This window comes from Saccharothrix sp. ST-888, from assembly GCF_000955975.1.
In the GTDB taxonomy this organism is placed as follows: Bacteria; Actinomycetota; Actinomycetes; order Streptomycetales; family Streptomycetaceae; genus Kitasatospora.
This window is the reverse complement of record NZ_JYJF01000128.1, coordinates 1-18275: the sequence shown is the minus strand read 5'-3', so window position 1 is coordinate 18275 and position 18275 is coordinate 1. Positions and strand designations below refer to the sequence as shown.

Genomic DNA, 18275 nt, shown 5'->3' with positions numbered 1-18275 from the left:
GCCGCCAAGGAGCACCTGAAGGTGGTCGACGTCGCCCAGCTGCTGCTCGACTCGGTCAAGGCCCAGCCCACCGAGCCGGAGCCGGCCGAGGTCTGAGCCTGAAGCGCGACCGTTGAAGTTCGGCTGATGTTCGGCCCCCACTCCGCCCGGAGTGGGGGCCGAACGCATTCTGCCGGACACGATCTTTGGCTTTCGTTAATGTTCGTTTAAGCGTCCGGTCGATCGTCTGTGGGGTACTTCGATGATCCAGTGATAAGGATCAAGCAGCCACTGGAACAGGCCTGCTTTGGAACGAAATACAGTAGGCGCTTGACGGGCCCTGTACGGGGCCGATGAGCAGTCACGTCCACGTCGGACGTCACACGTCACACGTCAGATGTCACCGAATGGCGACACCGGCCACGAAACCGGCCGGGTCACCAGCGGAACGGCCACCACACCGGAACAAGGGGAGAATCGCGGACCATGACCGAGGCGATCATGCTGGTCGGCGGTAAGGGCACACGACTGCGCCCGCTGACCACCCACACCCCCAAGCCGATGCTGCCCGTCGCCGGCGTGCCCTTCATCGCCCACCAGCTGGCCCGCGCGGCCGCCGCCGGTGTCACGCGGGTGGTGCTGGCCACCTCGTACCTCGCCGAGGTCTTCGTCGACCACTTCAAGGACGGCAGCCCGTACGGCATCGAGCTGGTCTACCTCACCGAGAAGGAGCCGCTGGGTACCGGCGGCGCGATCCGCAACGCCGCCACCGGCCTCACCTGCGGCCCGGACGAGCCGGTCCTGGTCTTCAACGGTGACATCCTCTCCGGCGTGGACATCGCCGCCCTGCGCGACGGCCACGTGGCCGCCGGGGCCGACGTCACCCTGCACCTCACCCGGGTCGAGGACCCGCGCGCCTTCGGCCTGGTGCCGACCGACGCGGACGGGCGGGTGCTGGAGTTCCTGGAGAAGCCCGAGACCCCCGAGCAGATCGTCACCGACCAGATCAACGCCGGGTGCTACGTCTTCACCCGATCGGTGATCGACCGCATCCCGACCGGCCGCGAGGTCTCGGTCGAGCGCGAGACCTTCCCCGAGCTGCTGTCCACCGGCGCCCTGCTGCGCGGTGTGGTCGACACCTCGTACTGGCTCGACCTGGGCACTCCGGCGGCCTTCGTGCGCGGCTCGGCCGACCTGGTGCTCGGCAAGGTCGACTCCCCGGCTGTGCCGGGGCCGATCGGCGAGGCCCTGCTGCTGCCCGACGCCGAGGTCCACCCCGGCGCGGTGCTCAGCTCCGGCACGGTGGTCTCCGAGGGTTCGGTGGTCGAGTCCGGTGCGATCGTCGAGGGCAGTGTGATCCTGCCGGGCGCGGTGATCGGCGCGGACGCCTTCGTCAAGGACTCCATCGTCGGCGCGTACGCGACGATCGGGGCGCGCACGGCGCTCGACGGCGCCGTGATCGGGGACGGCGCGATCGTCGAGTCCGACAACGAGCTCCCCAACGGGATCCGGATCGCCTGCGGCACCCTGCTGCCGGTCGGCGCGGTCCGCACCACGGCGGGCCCCGGCGGGTGCCCGGCCGGGGAGACCTCGGCGGCCGTCGTGCACGCTCCGTCGGTCGGCGCGCAGCGGTAGGGCACGGGGCGGCCGGGTGGTCCGTGGGCCGGCGGGTCTGCCTGCTGGGCGGCCGGTGGGCGGCCGGTGAGTGACCGGTGGGCCGTCGGCGTGTCACAGCGATGCTGCAATCTCTCGTCGACCTGTTGATCAACCGACGCCCGGTCAGCCGCACCGGGTAACGTCGATGCGTGGCTGGCAACGGATACGACAACGGACAGGGCGCCGCAGACCCCCGACAGGGCTGGCCGGCGGCGCCCGGTGGGCCTTCGGGCGCGCGGGCGCACGCGGGGCAGTACGGGCGTGGGCAGCAGGACGAGCCGCTGTACGCGTCCGGGCAGCCCGAGTTCTTCACCGGGCCGCACGATGGCTATCGGGGCGAGGCGGGCCCCGGCGGGCCGACGGCGCACGCGGGTGCGCCGGGGTCGGACGAGCCGGGGCACACCCGGGCCTTCGCCGTCGGCGAGCAGCCGTACCCGTACGGCGAGCCGCCGTACCAGCAGCCCTACGAGCAGCAGCCGTACGGGCAGCAGGAGCCGTACGGGCAGGACTACCGGGACCAGGGCCGGCAGCAGGGCTACGGGCCGGGTTACGACGAGCAGGGCTACCCCGCACAGGACAACGTCGCCGTCTACCGGGCCGGCGGCCAGGCCGCGCCGCACGCCGGCGGCCCGCGGCTGCCGTGGAAGCAGCTGCTGGCGGGCATGTACCGGGAGCCGTCCAAGACCTTCGACCGGATGCGCGACCACCAGGTGTGGCTGCCCGCGCTCTCCGTCTCGCTGATCTACGGCGTGCTCGCCGTGCTCGGCATGGGAGCCACTCACAACGACGTGGTCAACTCCACCTTCTCGGTCGCCGCCTGGGCGATCGTGGCGGCGGCGATCGGGTTCACCCTGGCCGGGGGCATGCTCGGCGCGGTGACGTACGCGCTGGCCCGGCAGTTCGGCGGCGACGGACCCTGGCAGTCGACGGTGGGCCTGGCGGTACTGATCGGCTGGACCACGGACGCGCCACGGCTGCTGTTCGCGCTCTTCCTGCCCGCGAGCAACCCGGTGGTGCAGGTGCTCGGCTGGGCGACCTGGCTGTTCTGCGCCTTCCTGCTGACCACCATGGTGCGCCGACTGCACGACCTGCCCTGGGGCAAGGCGGCGGGCGCGGCGGCGGTGCAGCTGCTGGCGCTGCTGGTGCTGATCAAGCTGCCGACGCTGGGCTGAGCCGGGGCGGACCGCTCGGGCGGTGCCCGGGCCGGTGTCCGGGCCGGTGTCCGGATTAGGGTGGCACTGCCCAGCTTCCGTCCGAGCCCGCCGTCCACCGGCCCGCTTGCCCCACCAGCGTTTCTTCAGCGTTCCTTTCGAACATGTCCGGTCCGCATGTGTCCTCCCGGACTTCTCGGACTCACTCACTCCCCGTGCACGGAGCCATCGAATGACCGTCCTGCCCACCACCCACGTCAGCTTCCCGGCCGGGGAGGTGAGCGGTGAGTCGTCCGTGCTCGCCGTGCACGCGCTGGCCGACGGCCGGTACGCCGTGGTCACCGAGGCGACCCCGTTCCACCCGCTCGACCACACCTGGCCCGACCAGCCCGCCGACCTCGGTGAACTCACCGTCGGCGGCGTCACCCACCCGGTGGTGGACTGCCTGACCGGCGCTGTCGGCCCCGAGGGCGGCGAGCTGCTGGTCGGCGCCGACATCCCGGTGCGGCGGGGCGACGAGGAGTGGTCCTGGCTGGTGCTGCACGTGGTCGGGACGGAGCCGGCCGGGGCGGTCGGCCAGGTCGCCGAACTGCGGGTGGACGCCGGGCGCCGCGCCCTGCTCTCCGCCTCCCACAGCGGCTGCCACCTGCTCGCGCTCGCCCTGAACGCCGCCCTGGCCCCGCGCTGGCGCAAGGACCCGGGCCGGGCCGACGCCTTCGGCAACCCCGACTTCGACAGCCTCGCCATGGCCTCCTCGGTGATGGACACCGAGGCCAGCACGGACACCTACCGGCTCGGCAAGTCCCTGCGCAAGAAGGGCTTCACGGCGGAGGCCACCGAGGAGTACCCCGCACTGGCCGAGGCGATCCCCGCGCTCACCGAGGCCGTCAACGCCCAGCTCGCCGCCTGGGTCGCGGCCGACGCCGCCGTCCGGATCGAGGTACCGGGCCCCGAGCTGACCGCCCGCCGCCGCTGGCGCTGCGAGCTCCCGGCCGGCCCGGCCGAGATCTTCTGCGGCGGCACCCACCTGCACCACCTCGGCGAACTGGCCGAGCTGCGTACCGAGTTGCTGCTCTCCGAGGACGGCAGCGAGCTGGTCGCGGTCACCCGGCCAAAGCGGGCCTGAACACGGCGGAGGGGGCGTACGGTTCAGTCCGTACGCCCCCTCAGGTTCGGTGTCACACCAGGATGCGGCGGTGTCACACCTGGGTGCGGTGGAAGTTCAGGTGCGAGCGCGAGGGCGTCGGGCCGCGCTGGCCCTGGTAGCGGGAGCCGTACCGCTGCGAGCCGTACGGGTGCTCGGACGGCGAGGAGAGCCGGAACAGGCAGAGCTGGCCGATCTTCATGCCCGGGTAGAGCTTGATCGGGAGAGTCGCCACGTTCGACAGCTCCAGCGTGACGTGCCCGCTGAAACCGGGGTCGATGAAGCCCGCCGTGGAGTGCGTCAGCAGCCCGAGCCGTCCGAGGCTCGACTTGCCCTCCAACCGGGAGGCGACGTCGTCCGGGAGCGTGATCACCTCGTACGTCGAGGCCAGCACGAACTCGCCCGGGTGCAGGATGAACGCGTCGTCGCCCTCCGGCTCGACCAGCCGCGTCAGGTCCGGCTGCTCCTCTGAGGGGTCGATGTGCGGGTAACGGTGGTTCTCGAACACCCGGAAGAAACGATCCAGCCGGACGTCGATGCTGGAGGGCTGGACCATGGCAGGGTCGAACGGGTCGATCTTGACCCGGCCCTTGTCGATCTCAGTACGGATGTCCTTGTCAGAGAGCAGCACGCTTCGAGAGTACGTGCACACGTGGGCCCCGGCCGAATCCGACCGGGGCCCACGTGCTCCGCCCTGCCCTGCGACACCTCTCCGGCCCGGCGCTCAGGATCGGCGCTCAAGCCAGGAAGGGCGCTCAGGCCAGGAACGGAGCGGCCTCCAGCTCCAGCGCGCGGGCCAGCTGCGGCGCCGACAGCTCGTTCACGTCGGCCGGTACCGAACTGCGCAGCCGTCCGCACTGCGGACAGCGGATCAGTCTGCCGGGACCGAGCCGCCGGGGGCCGAGCTGCTGCATCGGGAACGTGCTGGTGCTGAACAGGTGCCCCTCGGCACAACGAACGACGGTGCGCTGCTCCATCGATCCCCTTCCCATTCTTCCCCGTACTCGCGCCGCTCCGGCGGCAGCGCTGCACTGCTGCTGTTCCTGCTGTTCCTGCTGTTCCTGCTGTTCCTGCGGTCCTGAGGTCCTGCGTCCCTGGGGGAACCGTCGCCTCTGCGGAACTGCCGTGCCAGTGGCCGGTATCCGCGTGTGCCACGCCCAGGACAGCGACACATTAGGGGATGTTCCGGACATTCCACGCGGAGGCTCGCCGCCCCACCCGGCCCAGCAGAACGGCCCACACAGTACGCCTCGCGCCACCCGCGCGCATCGACCCGGCGCCGCGTTCACGCCATGCCCGGGCACCCCCTCGGATGGGGTAGAGTGTGGAACGATCGAGCAGTCGCTGACGGCTCATCAGGCGGGCGTAGTTTAATGGTAGAACATGAGCTTCCCAAGCTTATAGCGCGAGTTCGATTCTCGTCGCCCGCTCCAGCAGTAAAGCCGCAGGTCAGCGACCTGCGGCTTTGTTGTTGTCTAGGCCAATCCAGGGTGGCCGTGCCAGATTCGTGCCAGAAGGCGCCTTGAGTGGCGCGAACCTTGGCCATCGCCGACGCTTCCCGGCTCCATGGAAGACGATCTCGGATGCTGAGATCAATTTCTTGTGACTTGGGCCACTTTCGGCTGACGGGGTGCGAGTGCGTGCGAACGTGCGGCCGGTTCCGCCTTCTTTGTGGCTGCTCAATAAGTCGCCAGTCCGCTCCGGGCGTCGGGCCGGCCCTGGTCCCGGCCGTGTGCTGACCAGCTGCTGGTCGGCGTGAAACCCGCCTGCGGCAAACGAAGAGAGGCACGATGGGGGCATGGCGATGACGGACGCGCAGCATGCGGCTCGGCTGCTCGCGCAGCGCGCTCACGAGGTCGGACGTTCGTCCGGGCAGGAGCGACACGGGCTGCTGCGGTGGCTCGGTTGCTGGCGGCTGACCCGTTCGGTCACTGCGGAGTTGGACATGCCCTGGCGCGACGAAGCATCGGGCGAGCGGTCGGGTTGGCGGCAGCGCACCGCGTACTCGGACGGGGAGTTCGCGTTCGGGGTCGACTACCAGGTCTGCCGCGAGTGCGGGCTCGGGTGGGTAGAACAGCCTTACACGGTACCCGAGTTCGAGCGATGCGGGCTCGCTTCCGCTGGCTTGGCCGCCTTGCGTGCCGAGTACCCGGGCCTGGCGTGGCACACGTTGGGAGGCCACTTCGCCGAATCGCGAGGCTTCTGGGCTGCTGTCGGTGCTGGCGTCACTGGTGCCTACGAGCAGCGCCGACTCTGTCCACACGTCAGCCGTGCTGAACGGCGAGAAGCCCGGCCAGCGGGTAGAAGCTGGCCGGGCTGAGGTTGTCGAGTCTCGGGATGATCGCTGGCGGGAGGCCGCGGAGCTCTTGGCTAGCGGTCAGTCTTCGTCGCTGTCGTCTACCGGATCGGTGGTGGGGTACCCGTCTTCCGTGACGACCGCCTTGCCCGTGACCTTCTCGATTGCCTCGACGAGGGCCCGCTGCCGGGCTTCGAAGAAGCCCACGAAGTCGTCCTTGGCGAGCAGCGCAGGATCGACCAGGTGGGTGCGGATGTGCTCGGCCACGGTGTCTGCCTCCACCTCGGCGTTCTTGGCGAGCCTGGGGAGATAGGCGGAGGGCGCCACTCCACCGATGATCCGGTTGGTGCGTCCGGTCAGTGGGGTCTTGTTGACGATCGAGTTGTAGTTGCCCCGGGGGATGTTCTCCCGCTCGCACCACGCCTGAGGGAAGATGTGGTGGATGTCCACGGCCTCCGCGAAGTACTCGGTGATCTCGGCCTTCTCACCGGTTCGCCAGTCCGCGGCGCCCTCCTTCATCAGCAGGGCGTAAATCCCCTTGTAGGCAGCGCTGTTGCGGGTGCGCAGCGTCAGCAGCCGGCTTGCGCTGAACCGGGCGTCGCGCACGGTGCGGGGTTCAGGTCCGGTGCCGCGGACCCAGTCCACCGTCTCGGGCAGGTCGTGGCTGAACCGGGTCTCCGTCGAGCCGCCGTACAGCTCGCCGAACACACCGCACCAGTACCAGCGGGCCAGCTTCTGTTGGGCGCCGGCCGGTTGGGCGTGCTCGCCGAGCACGCTGAGGATCGCGGCGAGCGGGATCAGCTGGGTGCCGTAGGGCAGGAACTTGGTGTCGAAGAGGTACTGCTGGCGGAGGAACTTGGCGGCGTCCTTGAAGCCTTGGACGACCAGGGGCTCGAAGTGTTTGTACTCGGTCAGGTCAAGCTCCAGCATGTCCTTGCGTTTGCAGCCGATCCGGGTCAGCCGTTCCTCGTCGATTCCGGTCTCGGCAGCCTGGTCCCGCCGGGCGGCCGTCGCCATCAGCGTGACGGCTTGCAGGAAGTCGGTGTTGGACACCTCCTTGAGCACGCGGTACTCGGGTGCTTTCCAGGCCGCCCGGACCTTGTTGTCCCAGTGGTCGCGCAGGTCGAACTCGTCCGCGGCGTAGGTGGCGGTGAGTAGTTCGAAGACGGTGAGAGTGACACCGCCGGTGTTGACCTTTTCGAACACCTGGCAGACGGCCTGGCGCTCGGTCTGCTTTCCGAGTTCGATCACCGGGACCTGGTAGAGCTCGAAGGGGCGGACGAACGTCTCCTCGAAGTCCCGCCACCACTTGCGTCCGTCCTGGCCGCGCGCCTTCCAGTAGTCCTCGTAGCCGTAGCTCCAGTCACGGTTGTCGAAGAGCTTGGAGAGCGGGAAGAGTCGGGCCTCGTACTCCTTCTCCGGGGTCGAGCAGTCCTCGATCGGATCGCCCCGGAAGCTGCGGACCACGCGGTCCGCCGGCAGCAGGCGGATGGCGTCCTCGCGGTCCACCTGGGGGTCGAGGGCCTTGACCATGTCGACGTAGAACCAGCCGGAGATCGGCTGCTTCCGCTGGTTCTGAGTCTCGACCGGCTTGCCGAGCACGAGCGACTGGAAGAGCGAGGTCATCCGCTGCTGACCGTCGAGGATCAGGGTGTCCGGTCGGGTGTGCGGCGGCGGGGTGGCGCCCTCGACCGGGCGGTACTTGAAGCGGACGTCACCGCCGGTCTGCAGCAGCATCAGGGTGCCGACCGGGTAGCCGCGGGAGATCGAGGCGAGCAGGCCGATGATGTTGTGGTCCGGCCACACCCAGCCGCGCTGGAACTCCGGCAGCTGCGCCTCGCCCTCGGCCACCCTCCGCAGCAGGTTGACCAGCTGGATCTTGTCGATCCCGAATGCTTGCTCCGGCACGATCCGTCCCCTCCTCGACGCTGAACGCTGCCGAGAGATTATCGGGTGGTCGAGCGACCACGAGGTCGGTTCTGAAACTAGACATGCATGTCAGTGATCGCCGCTGTTTGCCCTTTGGCCAGCTTGGTTGAGCAGAGCCAGACGCGGATGGACCAGCTACATAGGCGATCCGGCTCGTGATGCCCGCCGAGCCACCTCAGTCGCGCCGGAGGGCAGCATCGTGATCGATCGGGGGATACGACGCACCTGACGATTCATTTGGTCATTGGCGCTCCGCAACCACTCGAGACGGCTTCAGCCTGCGCCACTCCAAGCCGACAATGACTCGGCGTCTGCCTCCGCTCTTACCAAAGGGATGGCGTCCTGCGTCGATTGATGGCCATACACGTTGTCCCTGGCCCAGGTGGCTGGGCCAGGGACAACGTGTCGGGGGACGCTATGCCCGACGAGGCATGTCCGAGGTCGTACCAGTAGGAGTCGGTTGCCGGCGACGAGTGCGGATGTCGACGACGGCGGCGCTGATGCCGTTGGCGATCTTCGTCTGCTGCTCCTCGGTGGCGTGCTGGTAGATCAGTGCGGCGCGGGGGGAGTTGTGGCCCATGAAGGCCATGAGGTCCCGGAGGCTGGCGCCGGTGCTGGCGGCGAGGACGTTGCCGGTGTGGCGCAGGTCGTAGAAGCGGAAGCCGTCCATGCCGAGCTTCGCGCGGGCCTTGCGCCACTTGCGGCCGAAGGTCGAGCGCCGGAACGGAGCGCCGCGCTCGCCGATGAAGAGCAGACCGTCGTCTCCTTCCTGGGCGTACCAGCGCAGGTGCCGCTCGAACTCGGGGAGGAGTTCGGTCGGGATGCGGAGCGCGCGCTTGCCGGCCTCGGTCTTGGGGTCGCCCACGGCCCGTTCGCCGGTGCAGAGTTCGGGTGCCGCGCGGCGAATCCACACGACTCCCTTCTCCAGGTCGACGTCGCGGCAGCGGAGTTCGGCCTGCTCCTCCGGGCGCAGGGCCATGAAGGCCGCGATGAACACCATCAGCTGCCAGCGCGGGCCCATCAGCTCGGCGAGCTGGAGGACCTGCTCGATGGTCGCGTGGGGGCGCTCGGCGGCCTTCTCCTTGCCGCCGCCCTTGATGCGGCAGGGGTTGCGGCGGATCAGCTCGTCGTCGACGGCGGTCTCCATGATCGACTTGAGCAGCCGGTACGACTTGGCGGCGGTGGTCTTGATGCCGCGAGCGCGGAGTGCGGCACGCCAGGAACGGACCTGGGGAGCGGTTATGTCCTTCACGTCGGACTCGCCGAAGGTCGGCGCGATGTGGAGGCGGAGGAGTCGGCGGTACAGCTCTTCGGTGAGCGGCGCAAGGTCGCGCTCGTCGATCCAAGCGGTCGCGTAGAGGAGGAAGTTGACGGCCCCGGCGTTGGGGTCTCGCCACTCGCCGCGGCGTATGTCGGCCTCGGTCTCCACGAGCCAGGCTTCGGCGTCGCCCTTGGTCTCGAACGTCTCGTCGGCGTTGCGCAGGGCACCATCGGGGCCGGGGTAGCGGGCCTGGAAGCGGCCGGAGGGGAGTTTGCGGACGGAGCCCCAGCGGCGCCGGCGACCGGAGTTGTTCGCCATCAGGCAGCCCTCCCGAAGCGACGGGCACCGGAGCGGACCGGGCGGATGGCGGGGACGGTGCTGGACTCGATGTACGCGTTGAGGACGCTCTCGGCGATCCGGACGTGGGTGCCGATCTTGACGAAGGCGATCCGGCGCTCGGCGATGAGGCGGCGGGGGAAGCGCTCGCTGGTGCCCAGGCGCTCGGCGACCTGGGCGACAGTGAGGTACTGCTCGGGCATGCGGGTCCTCTCGCGGTGGCCTGCGGGCTGCAACCCGGGCTCACCGCATGGCGGTGTCGTGGATGGGCGGTTGGGAGCGGTGACGACTCCCGAGGGAGAACGGGGAAGGGCGACCAGCCTGGGCAGCAAGGCGAGGTCGCGGAGGAGCCGAACCTGCCGTAGGCGCTGTACGGAAGGCCGGCGGAGAAGCTGCTCGGTGTCCGGGCGCAGGGCATCTCTGCGGTTCTGCGGACAGCAGCTGGGGAGGGGACCGTCAGATCGGTCTGATCGCCGTGCCGATGACGGCTGCAGCGGTGGAGGTGGCCAAGCGCGCGGTGGGCAGCTTGGCGGTGGCCAGGCGCGGCAAAGGCTGGTCTGGCGTCGAGCGGAGCTCGGGCACGCGCGGGTCCTTCCTCGGTGGCTGGCGGGCTGCAACCCTGCACCGTGGTCGATCATCGTGGATGGGCGTTGCGCGGTTGGTGGCCGCGTGGGGTGTGACAGTAGCTCTGGATTCCGGCCGTACCAAAATGGCAGGCGGGGCCTGGTGAGCACGGTAGGAGCGCTTCGGCTCTTTACCAAAAAAGATCTTGAGCGGGCCTCACAGGCGGTCGGCCGCAGCGGGGGCGCCAGCCTGGTCCGGTCACTCTTCGGTGTGGACCGGCTCGGCGGGCATCTTGCCGCCCTTGAGGAATTCCTGGACCAGCGGGGTCGGCGCGTGCTTGCGGTATTCGAAGGAGAGGCCGATCGCGATCTTGCCGCGTAGCCGCTTGCAGTTGTGGGGGAAGTCCCGGCAGTACTTCTCGGCGGCGGCCAGGGCCTTGGTCGTGAATTCCGCGCCCTGCGCGGTCAGGCGGTAGCCCTGGACCACGTGGTCGGCGAGTTCCTGCATGATCTTCTCTTCGGGCGAGGTCGACGGGCCGAGGAAGTCCTCCAGGGCCAGGTCGAAGACCTTGGCGAAGCCGATTGCCTCGTTGAGGTTGATCCGCCGACGCGGTTCGCCGCTCTCGATGCGCCAGACCGACGACTGGTTGATCGGGTAGCCGGCCTCGGTCATGCGCTTGGCCAGCTCGCCGGTGCTCCAGCCACGGAGTTCGCGCTCCAGGCGGACACGCTCGGCCGCGTTCTCCTCGCTCAGGACGGAGGAGGCCCCCTCCTCCGCCTGGCCATCGGTCGGGCTGGTCGTGGGCTCGTCCTTCCCGGGCATCCTATTCGCCTCGCATCCTGGCTTGAGGCGACTTGCATTAGTGCCGCCGGGGTGCCATAGTGATGCATAGGGAAACGCATGTCAAGTCGAACCGCATCGCGGCGCGACTGGCGTGGCTAGCCCCGAAAAGGCCGAAGGCCCCCGGTGCTACCAACACCGAGGGCCTGAAAGGTCCCAAAACCGCCCATCCACGACGATCGACCACGGTGCAGGGTTGCAGCCCATGCGCACCGAGGAAGGACCAACGTGCTCCAGCGTACGGCGTCGCACCCTTGCGGCGCACCTGCCTCGCACACCTCCTCCCCGAAGGCGGGGTGGTGAGCCCATGGCGCGCATCCGCACCATCAAGCCCGAGTACCCCGTCTCGGAAGACCTCGCCTCGGTGTCGCTGACCGCCGAGCGCACGTTCGTCTGCCTGCTCACCCAGGCCGACGACGAGGGGCGCCAGCGCGACAACGCGGCGGTCCTCAACGGCGCTCTGTGGTCGCTGCGGCCCGAGCACACGGCGCTCGACACCGAGGATGAGCTTCGTCAGCTCGCCGAGACCGGTCTGATCTGCCGGTACACCGGCTGCGACGGCCGCCAGTACCTGCACGTCACCAAGTGGCGCGAGCACCAGAAGATCTCCCACCCCACCGCATCGCGCCTGCCCTCCTGCCCGGTCCACGAGCCTGTCGGCTGGTGCGGCAAGTGCAAGTGCAAGTGCAAGGCCAAGGGCAAGGGCTGCGCGCGCCCGGCTCCGGAGAACTTCCGGAGCCTTCCGGAACCGCTCGCGACCCTCGCGGAGACCGTCCCCGCCCAGCGGCCCCGCTCGGCCGACGCCGAGACCGCCCCCGCAGTAGCCCTTCCGGTGCCCAATGCGGCAGCTCCCAGCGAAAGTGCAGGTCAGACGGCTTCTCCGGAGTCCCTCCGGAGGGCTCCGGAGAACGTCGTGCCTGGACCATGGACCGTGGACCATGGATCTACCCCTAAAGGGGGCGGCGCCGCCGCGCCCACCCCGGCACCCTCGTCGGCAGCACCCGACCGGGACAGCCCGATCCTGGTCGCCGCGCCCACCGGCAAGCCGCCGGTGAACGCAGGCGACCTGGTGGCCGAGTACGTCGCCACCTGCCCGAAGCCGGTACCGGCCAACGTGCGCGGGCACCTCGGCAAGGTCATCAAGGACCTGCTCGACGGCGGCACCAGCGACGACGACATCCGCGCCGGGCTGCGGCTGTACGCGGCGAAGCCGATGAGCCCGAGCGTGCTGCCGAGCATGGTCCACGAGGCGATCAACGCCCAGCCCGCTGGGGCCACCCGCGCCGGGCAGAGCGCTGCCCGGCCCCCGTACCGGCCCTTCACCAACCCGGCCGACGCCCGTGACTACTACGAGGGGGACCTGTGACCAGCCTGCCCAGCCCCCGCCGCACGGACGAGCGTCGCGACCCGCAGCCGGCCTCCGGCGCCGTCCTGCGCCTGGAGCGGATGCTGGCCGCCAAGGGCATCGACCCCGACCGGCCGCTGCCCGACACTGGCCAGCCCTCCACGGCGCTGGAGCTCGCCGACCGGCGCATCCCGCCGCGCTACCGCCTCGCCGAAGCCGACCAGCCGGAGGTCACGACCTGGGTCCAGCAGGTCACCCTGGCCTGCCGACCCGGCCCCGGCGGCACCCTGGGCATCGCCCAGGGGCCCTCGCTCCTGATCGCCGGACCCACCGGCTCGGGCAAGACCCACCAGACGTACGGGGCGATCCGCAGCCTGCTCAAGGCCGGGGTGCGTCTGCGCTGGAACAAGCTCACCGCCACAGAGCTGTACGCGTCCCAGCGGCCCCGCCAGGGCGCGGACCTCGAACGGGAGATGCGCGATCTGATGGCGAGCCCGCTGCTGGTCCTCGACGACCTCGGCGCCGCCAAGGCGTCCGAGTGGACCGAGGAACTCACTCTGCGGCTGGTCGACCACCGCTACGAGCACCTGCTCCCGACGATCTTCACCACCAACCTGGCGCCCGGCGACATCAAGAACGCCCTCGGCGACCGCACCGCCTCCCGCCTCGCCGAGATGTGCGAACGCGCCATCCTCACCGGCACCGACCGCCGCAGGCTACGCGCCGCCTGACCGGCGCCGGTGCCCGGTGAGCCCCGGCCAGTGCGCCGGTGCGCCGACCTCCCCGAACTTCACCCCACCCTCGCCTCGCCGCTTCGCCATACCTGCATGCGGCGAGGCCACCCCTGGAGCACCACCCTTGACCACCATCGCGATACCCCCTGCCCACACCCCGTCCGCCCGGGTCACCCTCTGGGACCGCCTCGCCGTCGCCCTGCTCGGCGTCCTCGGCTTCGTCCTGTCCTACGACGCCCTGCGGCAGATGGCCGGCGCGACCCACGTCCGCGGCCCGCTCACCTACCTCTTCCCGATCATCATCGACGGCTTCATCGCCTACGGCGTCCTAGCCCTCCTCGTCCTGCGCGACGCCCACTGGCCCGCCCGCGCCTACGCCTGGACGCTCTTCGCCGGAGCGACCGCCACCAGCGTCTGGGCCAACGCCCTGCACGCCGTCCGCCTCAACCAACTACCCACCACCAGCAGTGGGCTGAGGCTCACCGACACCGTCGTCGGCACCCTGTCCACCCTCGCCCCGCTCGCCCTCGGCGGCGCCGTCCACCTCTACATCCTGATCGCCCGCCACGGCCACGACACCGCGACCGCGACCGCTGAGCAGAACGCCCTTCCGCGCACCGAGACTTCTGCCGAACCGGTGACCACCCGCCCTGAACCGGAGCTCCGGCCGGAACGAGCGAAGGACCGCAGCGACGAGAACGCGCTCCTGACGCTCATGTCCGCCGCCGGACTGCTGCCCGCCGAGTGGCGCGACGCGCTGCCCGATCCCGAACCGGCAGAAGTAGACGGCCAACCGGCCGATGACCCGGAAACCCGGGCCGAAGCCGCCGAAGGTGCCGCCGGGGCGGGGTACAAGCCGATCGGGCGTCCGCCGGGTGCGCCGATGGAGCGGCTGCTGGAGGTGGGTCGCGCGGCGGTCGCCGCTGAGGGCCGTCTCACTCGCGCGATCGTCGAACAGGCCGTCCGCGACGCTGGCCTTCCGCTCGGCAGTACCCGCCTCACCGAGCTGATGCGAAAGCTCCGCGAGGAGCAAGACGACGAACAGAACCCTCCGCACCCCGAGGCCGACTGACCGACCCTGGTATCCGGCTGACCGGCCCGGTCGGTCAGCCGGACACCGACTTCTGCCGACCCACCGCCGCACTCGGCAGAAGGCCACCGCCGCCCGGTCACTGCACCCGGCCGGACTCGACTCGCACCGCGGACGTCGTTCCGCACGGCCCTCCGTCCTGGGAAGACCGTGCCCGACACGCCGCCCATACCCGCGAATTCCGGCACGGCCAAACCCGCAACCGCCCGGACACTGCCCACCCACGCACCCACCAGCCCGAATCGCCAGCCGCCACCGAGGAACAACACGCGTGAACGTCGCCCGCCGAACCCTGAACAGCCTGTTCGGGAAGCCTGCAAGCTCCCAGGACCGCATCGGAGTTGACCACCTCCACGACAACAGCGGAGCAAGCGAGTGCATCCGGCCCCCTTATCGGGGCCCGGACGCGGACACCCACGCCCAGGAGGGCGCGGGCGAGGTGGTGTTGCCGAACGCGAGGGCGCGCACGGCAACACCGCAGGAGCACCGCGAGGGCGCGGCACTCCAGGAGAAGCCCACCAACCTTGTCCCCACGTCCGCCGCTGACGAGCTGCCGCCCGCCGCACCGACCGCCCGCACCGATCGTGCCGACGCGCGCCGTAAGCCCAAGCGTCGCCGCCGTGACGACGAGAACCCGAAGCACACCAAGGTCTCCCTCCGTGTCACCCCCGAAGAGAAAGCCGAGATCGAGAGCCGGGCGAAGGCCGCGAAACTGTCCGTCGCGCACTACCTCGCCCGCAAGGTCTTCTCCGAAGACAGCGTCGGCCTCGGCGGGCGGGACGCGAGCCTGGATGCGGCCGTCGACGAACTCCGGGCGACCCGTCGCCAGCACGCCGGAGCGATGAACAACCTCAACCAGCTCACCCACGCCTACCACTCGGGCGCCGATGTCCGGCCCGCCGCGATCCAGGAAGCTGCCATCGCCGTCCGCGTCGCCTTCGAGGCAGGGCTGCGGGCCGTCGCCGGAGTCGACACCGCCGCGATGGGGCTGGCGAAGGCGAAGCGCGGTTGATCAGCAAGGCTGTCCACGGCAGCGACACCCTCGGCGCGCTGCGCTACCTGTTCGGCCCCGGCAAGGCGAACGAGCACACCGACCCCCACATCGTCGCCTCCTGGGACGGCTTCGCCCCCGACCCCGGACGCCGCCCGTCCGCCACCCTCGAACAGCTCCGCGACGCCCTCGACCTCCACGTCGTCCAGTACGGAAGGAAGATCAATAACCACGTCTACCACCGCATGATCCGAGCCGACCCGAGCGACCGCATCCTCAGCGACGACGACTGGGCCGCCATCGCCCGCCGCGTCATGGCCGCCGCCGGCATCGCCCCCAACGGCGACGAGGACGCCTGCCGCTGGGTCGCCGTGCGCCACGCCGACAACCACGTCCACATCCTCGCGACCGTCGTCCGGGCCGACCTCACGCAGGCCCGCCTGCGTGGCGACCAGTACCGCGTCGAAGCCGAACTCACCAAGATCGAACGCGAGTACGGGCTCAAGGACCTCTCCGACACCCGCACCCGCGAGTACCGGGACGCGATCCCCAAGCGCGCCACGGGAAAGGAGCTGCACAAGGCCCAGCGCCTCGGCCAGGAGGGCACCGACCGCGACCGCCTGCGCACCGCCGTACGCCAGGCCCTGGCCGGAGCCGTGGACGAGGAGGAGTTCACCGCCCGGCTCACCGCGAAGGGCGTGCTCCTCGCCGTACGCCGCGCGCCCTCCGGCGACGTGACCGGCTACAAGTTCGCCCTCCCCACCGGCGACGACAGCGGGCCGATCTGGTTCTCCGGCAGCAAGCTCGCCTCCGACCTCACCCAGCCGAAGATCCAAGCGCGCTTCGCCCTCGGCGTCGACGAACCCGCCTTCCCCACGCCCGACCCTCAGACCTGGTCCGCTGACGGCCGCCACCGGGCCAGCACCACCATCGAACACGCCTACCCGGCCTTCGACGACGACCAGGACGCCGCCCGCGCGGAGGCGGTGATCCGAGGCGGCCTCGAAGTCCTCTACACGCTCGCCGCCACCAGCCCGACCCTCAGCAGGAAGGAACTCCACCAGGCCGCACGGGCCCTGGAGTACACCCGCATCGCCCACACCCGCGCCGCCGGCGCCGACCTGCGCGCGATGCGCTCCGCCGCCCGCGAACTCCTCTACGCCGGACCCGCCACCGGCCGGGGCGAGGACGGCACGGCCGCCGCCACGATCCTGACCAGCCTCGTCCTGCTCGCCATCGTGATCGCCAAGTGGCACGCCGCCCAAGGCCACCGCCACCAGGCCGACGCCGCCCACACGGCGGCCGACCACCTGCGCGCCGCCTACACCCGGCACGCGGCCAAGCCGATCGCCCACCTCACCCTCGAAGGCCGACTCCTCCCGAAGCCCGACCACGACCGGCAGGCCGACGCCGTCCGCCGCACCCTGCCCGCCGACCAGGCCACCCGGCTCCTCGCCGAGAACAACTGGGCAGCCCTCGCCGCCACCCTCGCCCATGCCGAAGCCGCCGGCCACAACCCGACCACCCTGCTCACCAATGCCGCCGGGCGACGCGAACTCGCGACCGCTGACTCGCCCGCCGCCGTCCTCACCTGGCGGATCCGCCGCGACGCCCACCTCCCCACCCCCGCGCCAACCGCCACCCCCGACGAACTGCGCACCCGCGCAGCCCTGTCCAGGACCGCCACGCGATACACCACCCCCGCAATGACCACGACCACCCCGCCGCACGGGCCGCCGGCACCGCCCGTGCCCAGCAACAACGGCCGGTCAGGGCGGTAACCGCAGTCCCGGCGGCAAACAGCTCGGCGACCTGATAGGCGGCAGGAGGGCTGCGGGAGGCAACGAACTTGACGCGACAAGGGGCTACCGGGCCTCCGGTAACGGAGCGGCAGAGGTAGCCAGTTCATGATGTAGCCCACACGCTCAAGGCGTATGCTTTGGCCCAGGCGACCACGCTCGCCGTTACGTCGGACCTGGGTCCTCCCGCAGTCACCCAGGGTTGAGGGCGCAAAGTGCCGTCGGGCGCGCGTGATTGAGAACTGCCGTTCCTCCGATGGGGCGCAGTGAGCGGGAGCACTGAGTCGCGCCCACCAGGAGCCGGATATGACGCTCGACAGGGACATCAATAAGCGCACACGCTGCATTCAGCGCGAGTCGGGGGACACGATCCCCTTTCAGCAGGCACGATTGCTCGCCGCACACGAGTTGGGTGCACTGCCTATCCACACCATGGCGCCTGCAGAGCGGGTCCCGCTCCGCGTCGAGTACACCGGGGAGAGCAAGGCCGCCGCCCAGTCTGGGATCAACGATGACACCCACCAGCTTGGCCTGGACCACTGCTCGGACGACCAGCGCGCCTTCCGGGCGTTGCTGGCGCTGGCGCTATTCAACGGCAACGTGTACACCGGTCCGACTGCGAGGTGGGGTTATGCGGTTGTCGCCTCGTATGACCCGGTGATGTCGCCCCGCCGGGACCAGCTGGTGATGGTGGCAGAGCGCGCCCCGGAGAACGTGGCCACCCGGCTGTTGCCCACCGCGGGGGTCGACTCGCGTGGTGTTCCTGGACTACGGCACGAGGTCAGCTACACGTGTCATGGGCAGCGCTCCCTCCGCCTTCGCCATCTGCCTACCGGTGCACTGCTGACCATCACCGGAGACCCCGCCGCATGCCAACGCGGCAAGAAGCGCATCTGCAAGCCCTTGCACCCCTATCTCACGGTGGACCACGGCCTCACCGCGAACGAACGGCGTGCACTGGCAGCGGTCCCCCCGATCTCGGACGACGCCACCACCCTGCTGGCCGGTCTCGTCTCCCGCTACAACCTCGTGGACCGGCGTGGCCGCTGGGCGACCAGCTTGTCCTGGGACCCCTTGGAGCGGCCCGGAGTCGAGCACCGGAGGGAACCGGAGGTGATTCGGCACGGTGCCGTCCGCCGGCTCTGGGGGGCCGGGGACTC

Annotated in this window: 17 protein-coding genes and 1 tRNA gene; 11 read left to right on the top strand and 7 right to left on the bottom strand. The window is 70.2% G+C overall.

Annotated features, from left to right (window positions below; translation table 11 throughout):
• The first annotated feature begins 465 nt into the window (after positions 1 to 465).
• The 3 genes from UK12_RS28710 to UK12_RS28700 all read left to right on the top strand — a co-directional run bounded on the left by UK12_RS28710 (position 466) and on the right by UK12_RS28700 (position 3912).
• The gene (locus tag UK12_RS28710) at positions 466 to 1614 is read left to right on the top strand and encodes a sugar phosphate nucleotidyltransferase (RefSeq protein ID WP_045306100.1); all 1149 of its coding nucleotides are present in this window, start codon (positions 466 to 468) and stop codon (positions 1612 to 1614) included.
• 170 nt (positions 1615 to 1784) lie between these two features.
• On the top strand, positions 1785 to 2807 hold the full coding sequence (locus tag UK12_RS28705) for a Yip1 family protein (RefSeq protein WP_052682225.1): 1023 nt from the start codon (positions 1785 to 1787) through the stop codon (positions 2805 to 2807).
• Positions 2808 to 3018: 211 nt separating this feature from the next.
• On the top strand, positions 3019 to 3912 hold the full coding sequence (locus UK12_RS28700) for a metal-dependent hydrolase (protein ID WP_045306099.1): 894 nt from the start codon (positions 3019 to 3021) through the stop codon (positions 3910 to 3912).
• 73 nt (positions 3913 to 3985) lie between these two features.
• On the opposite strand, the gene dcd is transcribed toward UK12_RS28700, so the two are convergent.
• Both dcd and UK12_RS28690 read right to left on the bottom strand, forming a co-directional pair.
• Positions 3986 to 4561 carry a dCTP deaminase gene (gene dcd, locus UK12_RS28695; RefSeq protein WP_045306098.1) on the bottom strand — a complete coding sequence of 192 codons (576 nt, stop codon included), beginning with the start codon at positions 4559 to 4561 and terminating at the stop codon, positions 3986 to 3988.
• 124 nt (positions 4562 to 4685) lie between these two features.
• Positions 4686 to 4907: a hypothetical protein gene (locus UK12_RS28690; protein ID WP_045306097.1), complete on the bottom strand. Its 222-nt coding sequence runs from the start codon at positions 4905 to 4907 to the stop codon at positions 4686 to 4688.
• A gap of 382 nt (positions 4908 to 5289) precedes the next feature.
• Between UK12_RS28690 and UK12_RS28685 the strand changes: the two genes are divergently transcribed.
• Together UK12_RS28685 and UK12_RS41710 are read left to right on the top strand one after the other, a co-directional pair.
• Positions 5290 to 5363 (top strand) — tRNA-Gly (locus UK12_RS28685).
• Positions 5364 to 5728: 365 nt separating this feature from the next.
• A complete protein-coding gene (locus tag UK12_RS41710; RefSeq protein WP_197085244.1) occupies positions 5729 to 6250 on the top strand; it encodes a hypothetical protein in 522 nt (173 codons plus the stop codon).
• 57 nt (positions 6251 to 6307) lie between these two features.
• Here UK12_RS41710 and UK12_RS28675 read toward each other — a convergent pair whose 3' ends face one another.
• The 5 genes from UK12_RS28675 to UK12_RS36985 form a co-directional block, all read right to left on the bottom strand.
• Positions 6308 to 8134 (bottom strand): DUF262 domain-containing protein, encoded by a 1827-nt coding sequence (locus UK12_RS28675; protein ID WP_045306096.1) that lies wholly within the window; start codon positions 8132 to 8134, stop codon positions 6308 to 6310.
• Positions 8135 to 8570: 436 nt separating this feature from the next.
• A complete protein-coding gene (locus UK12_RS28670) occupies positions 8571 to 9734 on the bottom strand; it encodes a tyrosine-type recombinase/integrase (RefSeq protein WP_045306095.1) in 1164 nt (387 codons plus the stop codon).
• Positions 9734 to 9955 (bottom strand): excisionase family DNA-binding protein, encoded by a 222-nt coding sequence (locus tag UK12_RS28665; RefSeq protein WP_045306094.1) that lies wholly within the window; start codon positions 9953 to 9955, stop codon positions 9734 to 9736. The genes UK12_RS28670 and UK12_RS28665 overlap by 1 nt, the downstream gene beginning before the upstream one ends.
• A 253-nt stretch (positions 9956 to 10208) precedes the next feature.
• Entirely contained in the window at positions 10209 to 10334 is a 126-nt protein-coding gene (locus UK12_RS44600) for a hypothetical protein (RefSeq protein WP_269432050.1), read from the bottom strand.
• 240 nt (positions 10335 to 10574) lie between these two features.
• Positions 10575 to 11138, bottom strand: coding sequence for a helix-turn-helix domain-containing protein (locus UK12_RS36985; protein WP_052682224.1), 564 nt, complete (start codon positions 11136 to 11138; stop codon positions 10575 to 10577).
• A gap of 325 nt (positions 11139 to 11463) precedes the next feature.
• Between UK12_RS36985 and UK12_RS28655 the strand changes: the two genes are divergently transcribed.
• The 6 genes from UK12_RS28655 to UK12_RS28630 all read left to right on the top strand — a co-directional run.
• The gene (locus UK12_RS28655) at positions 11464 to 12522 is read left to right on the top strand and encodes a hypothetical protein (RefSeq protein ID WP_045306093.1); all 1059 of its coding nucleotides are present in this window, start codon (positions 11464 to 11466) and stop codon (positions 12520 to 12522) included.
• The gene (locus UK12_RS28650; RefSeq protein WP_197085243.1) at positions 12519 to 13232 is read left to right on the top strand and encodes an ATP-binding protein; all 714 of its coding nucleotides are present in this window, start codon (positions 12519 to 12521) and stop codon (positions 13230 to 13232) included. Before UK12_RS28655 ends, UK12_RS28650 begins: the two co-directional genes overlap by 4 nt.
• A 127-nt stretch (positions 13233 to 13359) precedes the next feature.
• Positions 13360 to 14307: a DUF2637 domain-containing protein gene (locus UK12_RS44595; protein WP_045306092.1), complete on the top strand. Its 948-nt coding sequence runs from the start codon at positions 13360 to 13362 to the stop codon at positions 14305 to 14307.
• Between the two features lie 289 nt (positions 14308 to 14596).
• Positions 14597 to 15337: a plasmid mobilization protein gene (locus tag UK12_RS28640; RefSeq protein WP_045306091.1), complete on the top strand. Its 741-nt coding sequence runs from the start codon at positions 14597 to 14599 to the stop codon at positions 15335 to 15337.
• On the top strand, positions 15334 to 17097 hold the full coding sequence (locus tag UK12_RS28635) for a relaxase/mobilization nuclease domain-containing protein (RefSeq protein WP_052682223.1): 1764 nt from the start codon (positions 15334 to 15336) through the stop codon (positions 17095 to 17097). Before UK12_RS28640 ends, UK12_RS28635 begins: the two co-directional genes overlap by 4 nt.
• A 324-nt stretch (positions 17098 to 17421) precedes the next feature.
• Positions 17422 to 18275: hypothetical protein (locus UK12_RS28630; RefSeq protein ID WP_052682222.1), on the top strand; the 854-nt coding region annotated here is incomplete at its 3' end.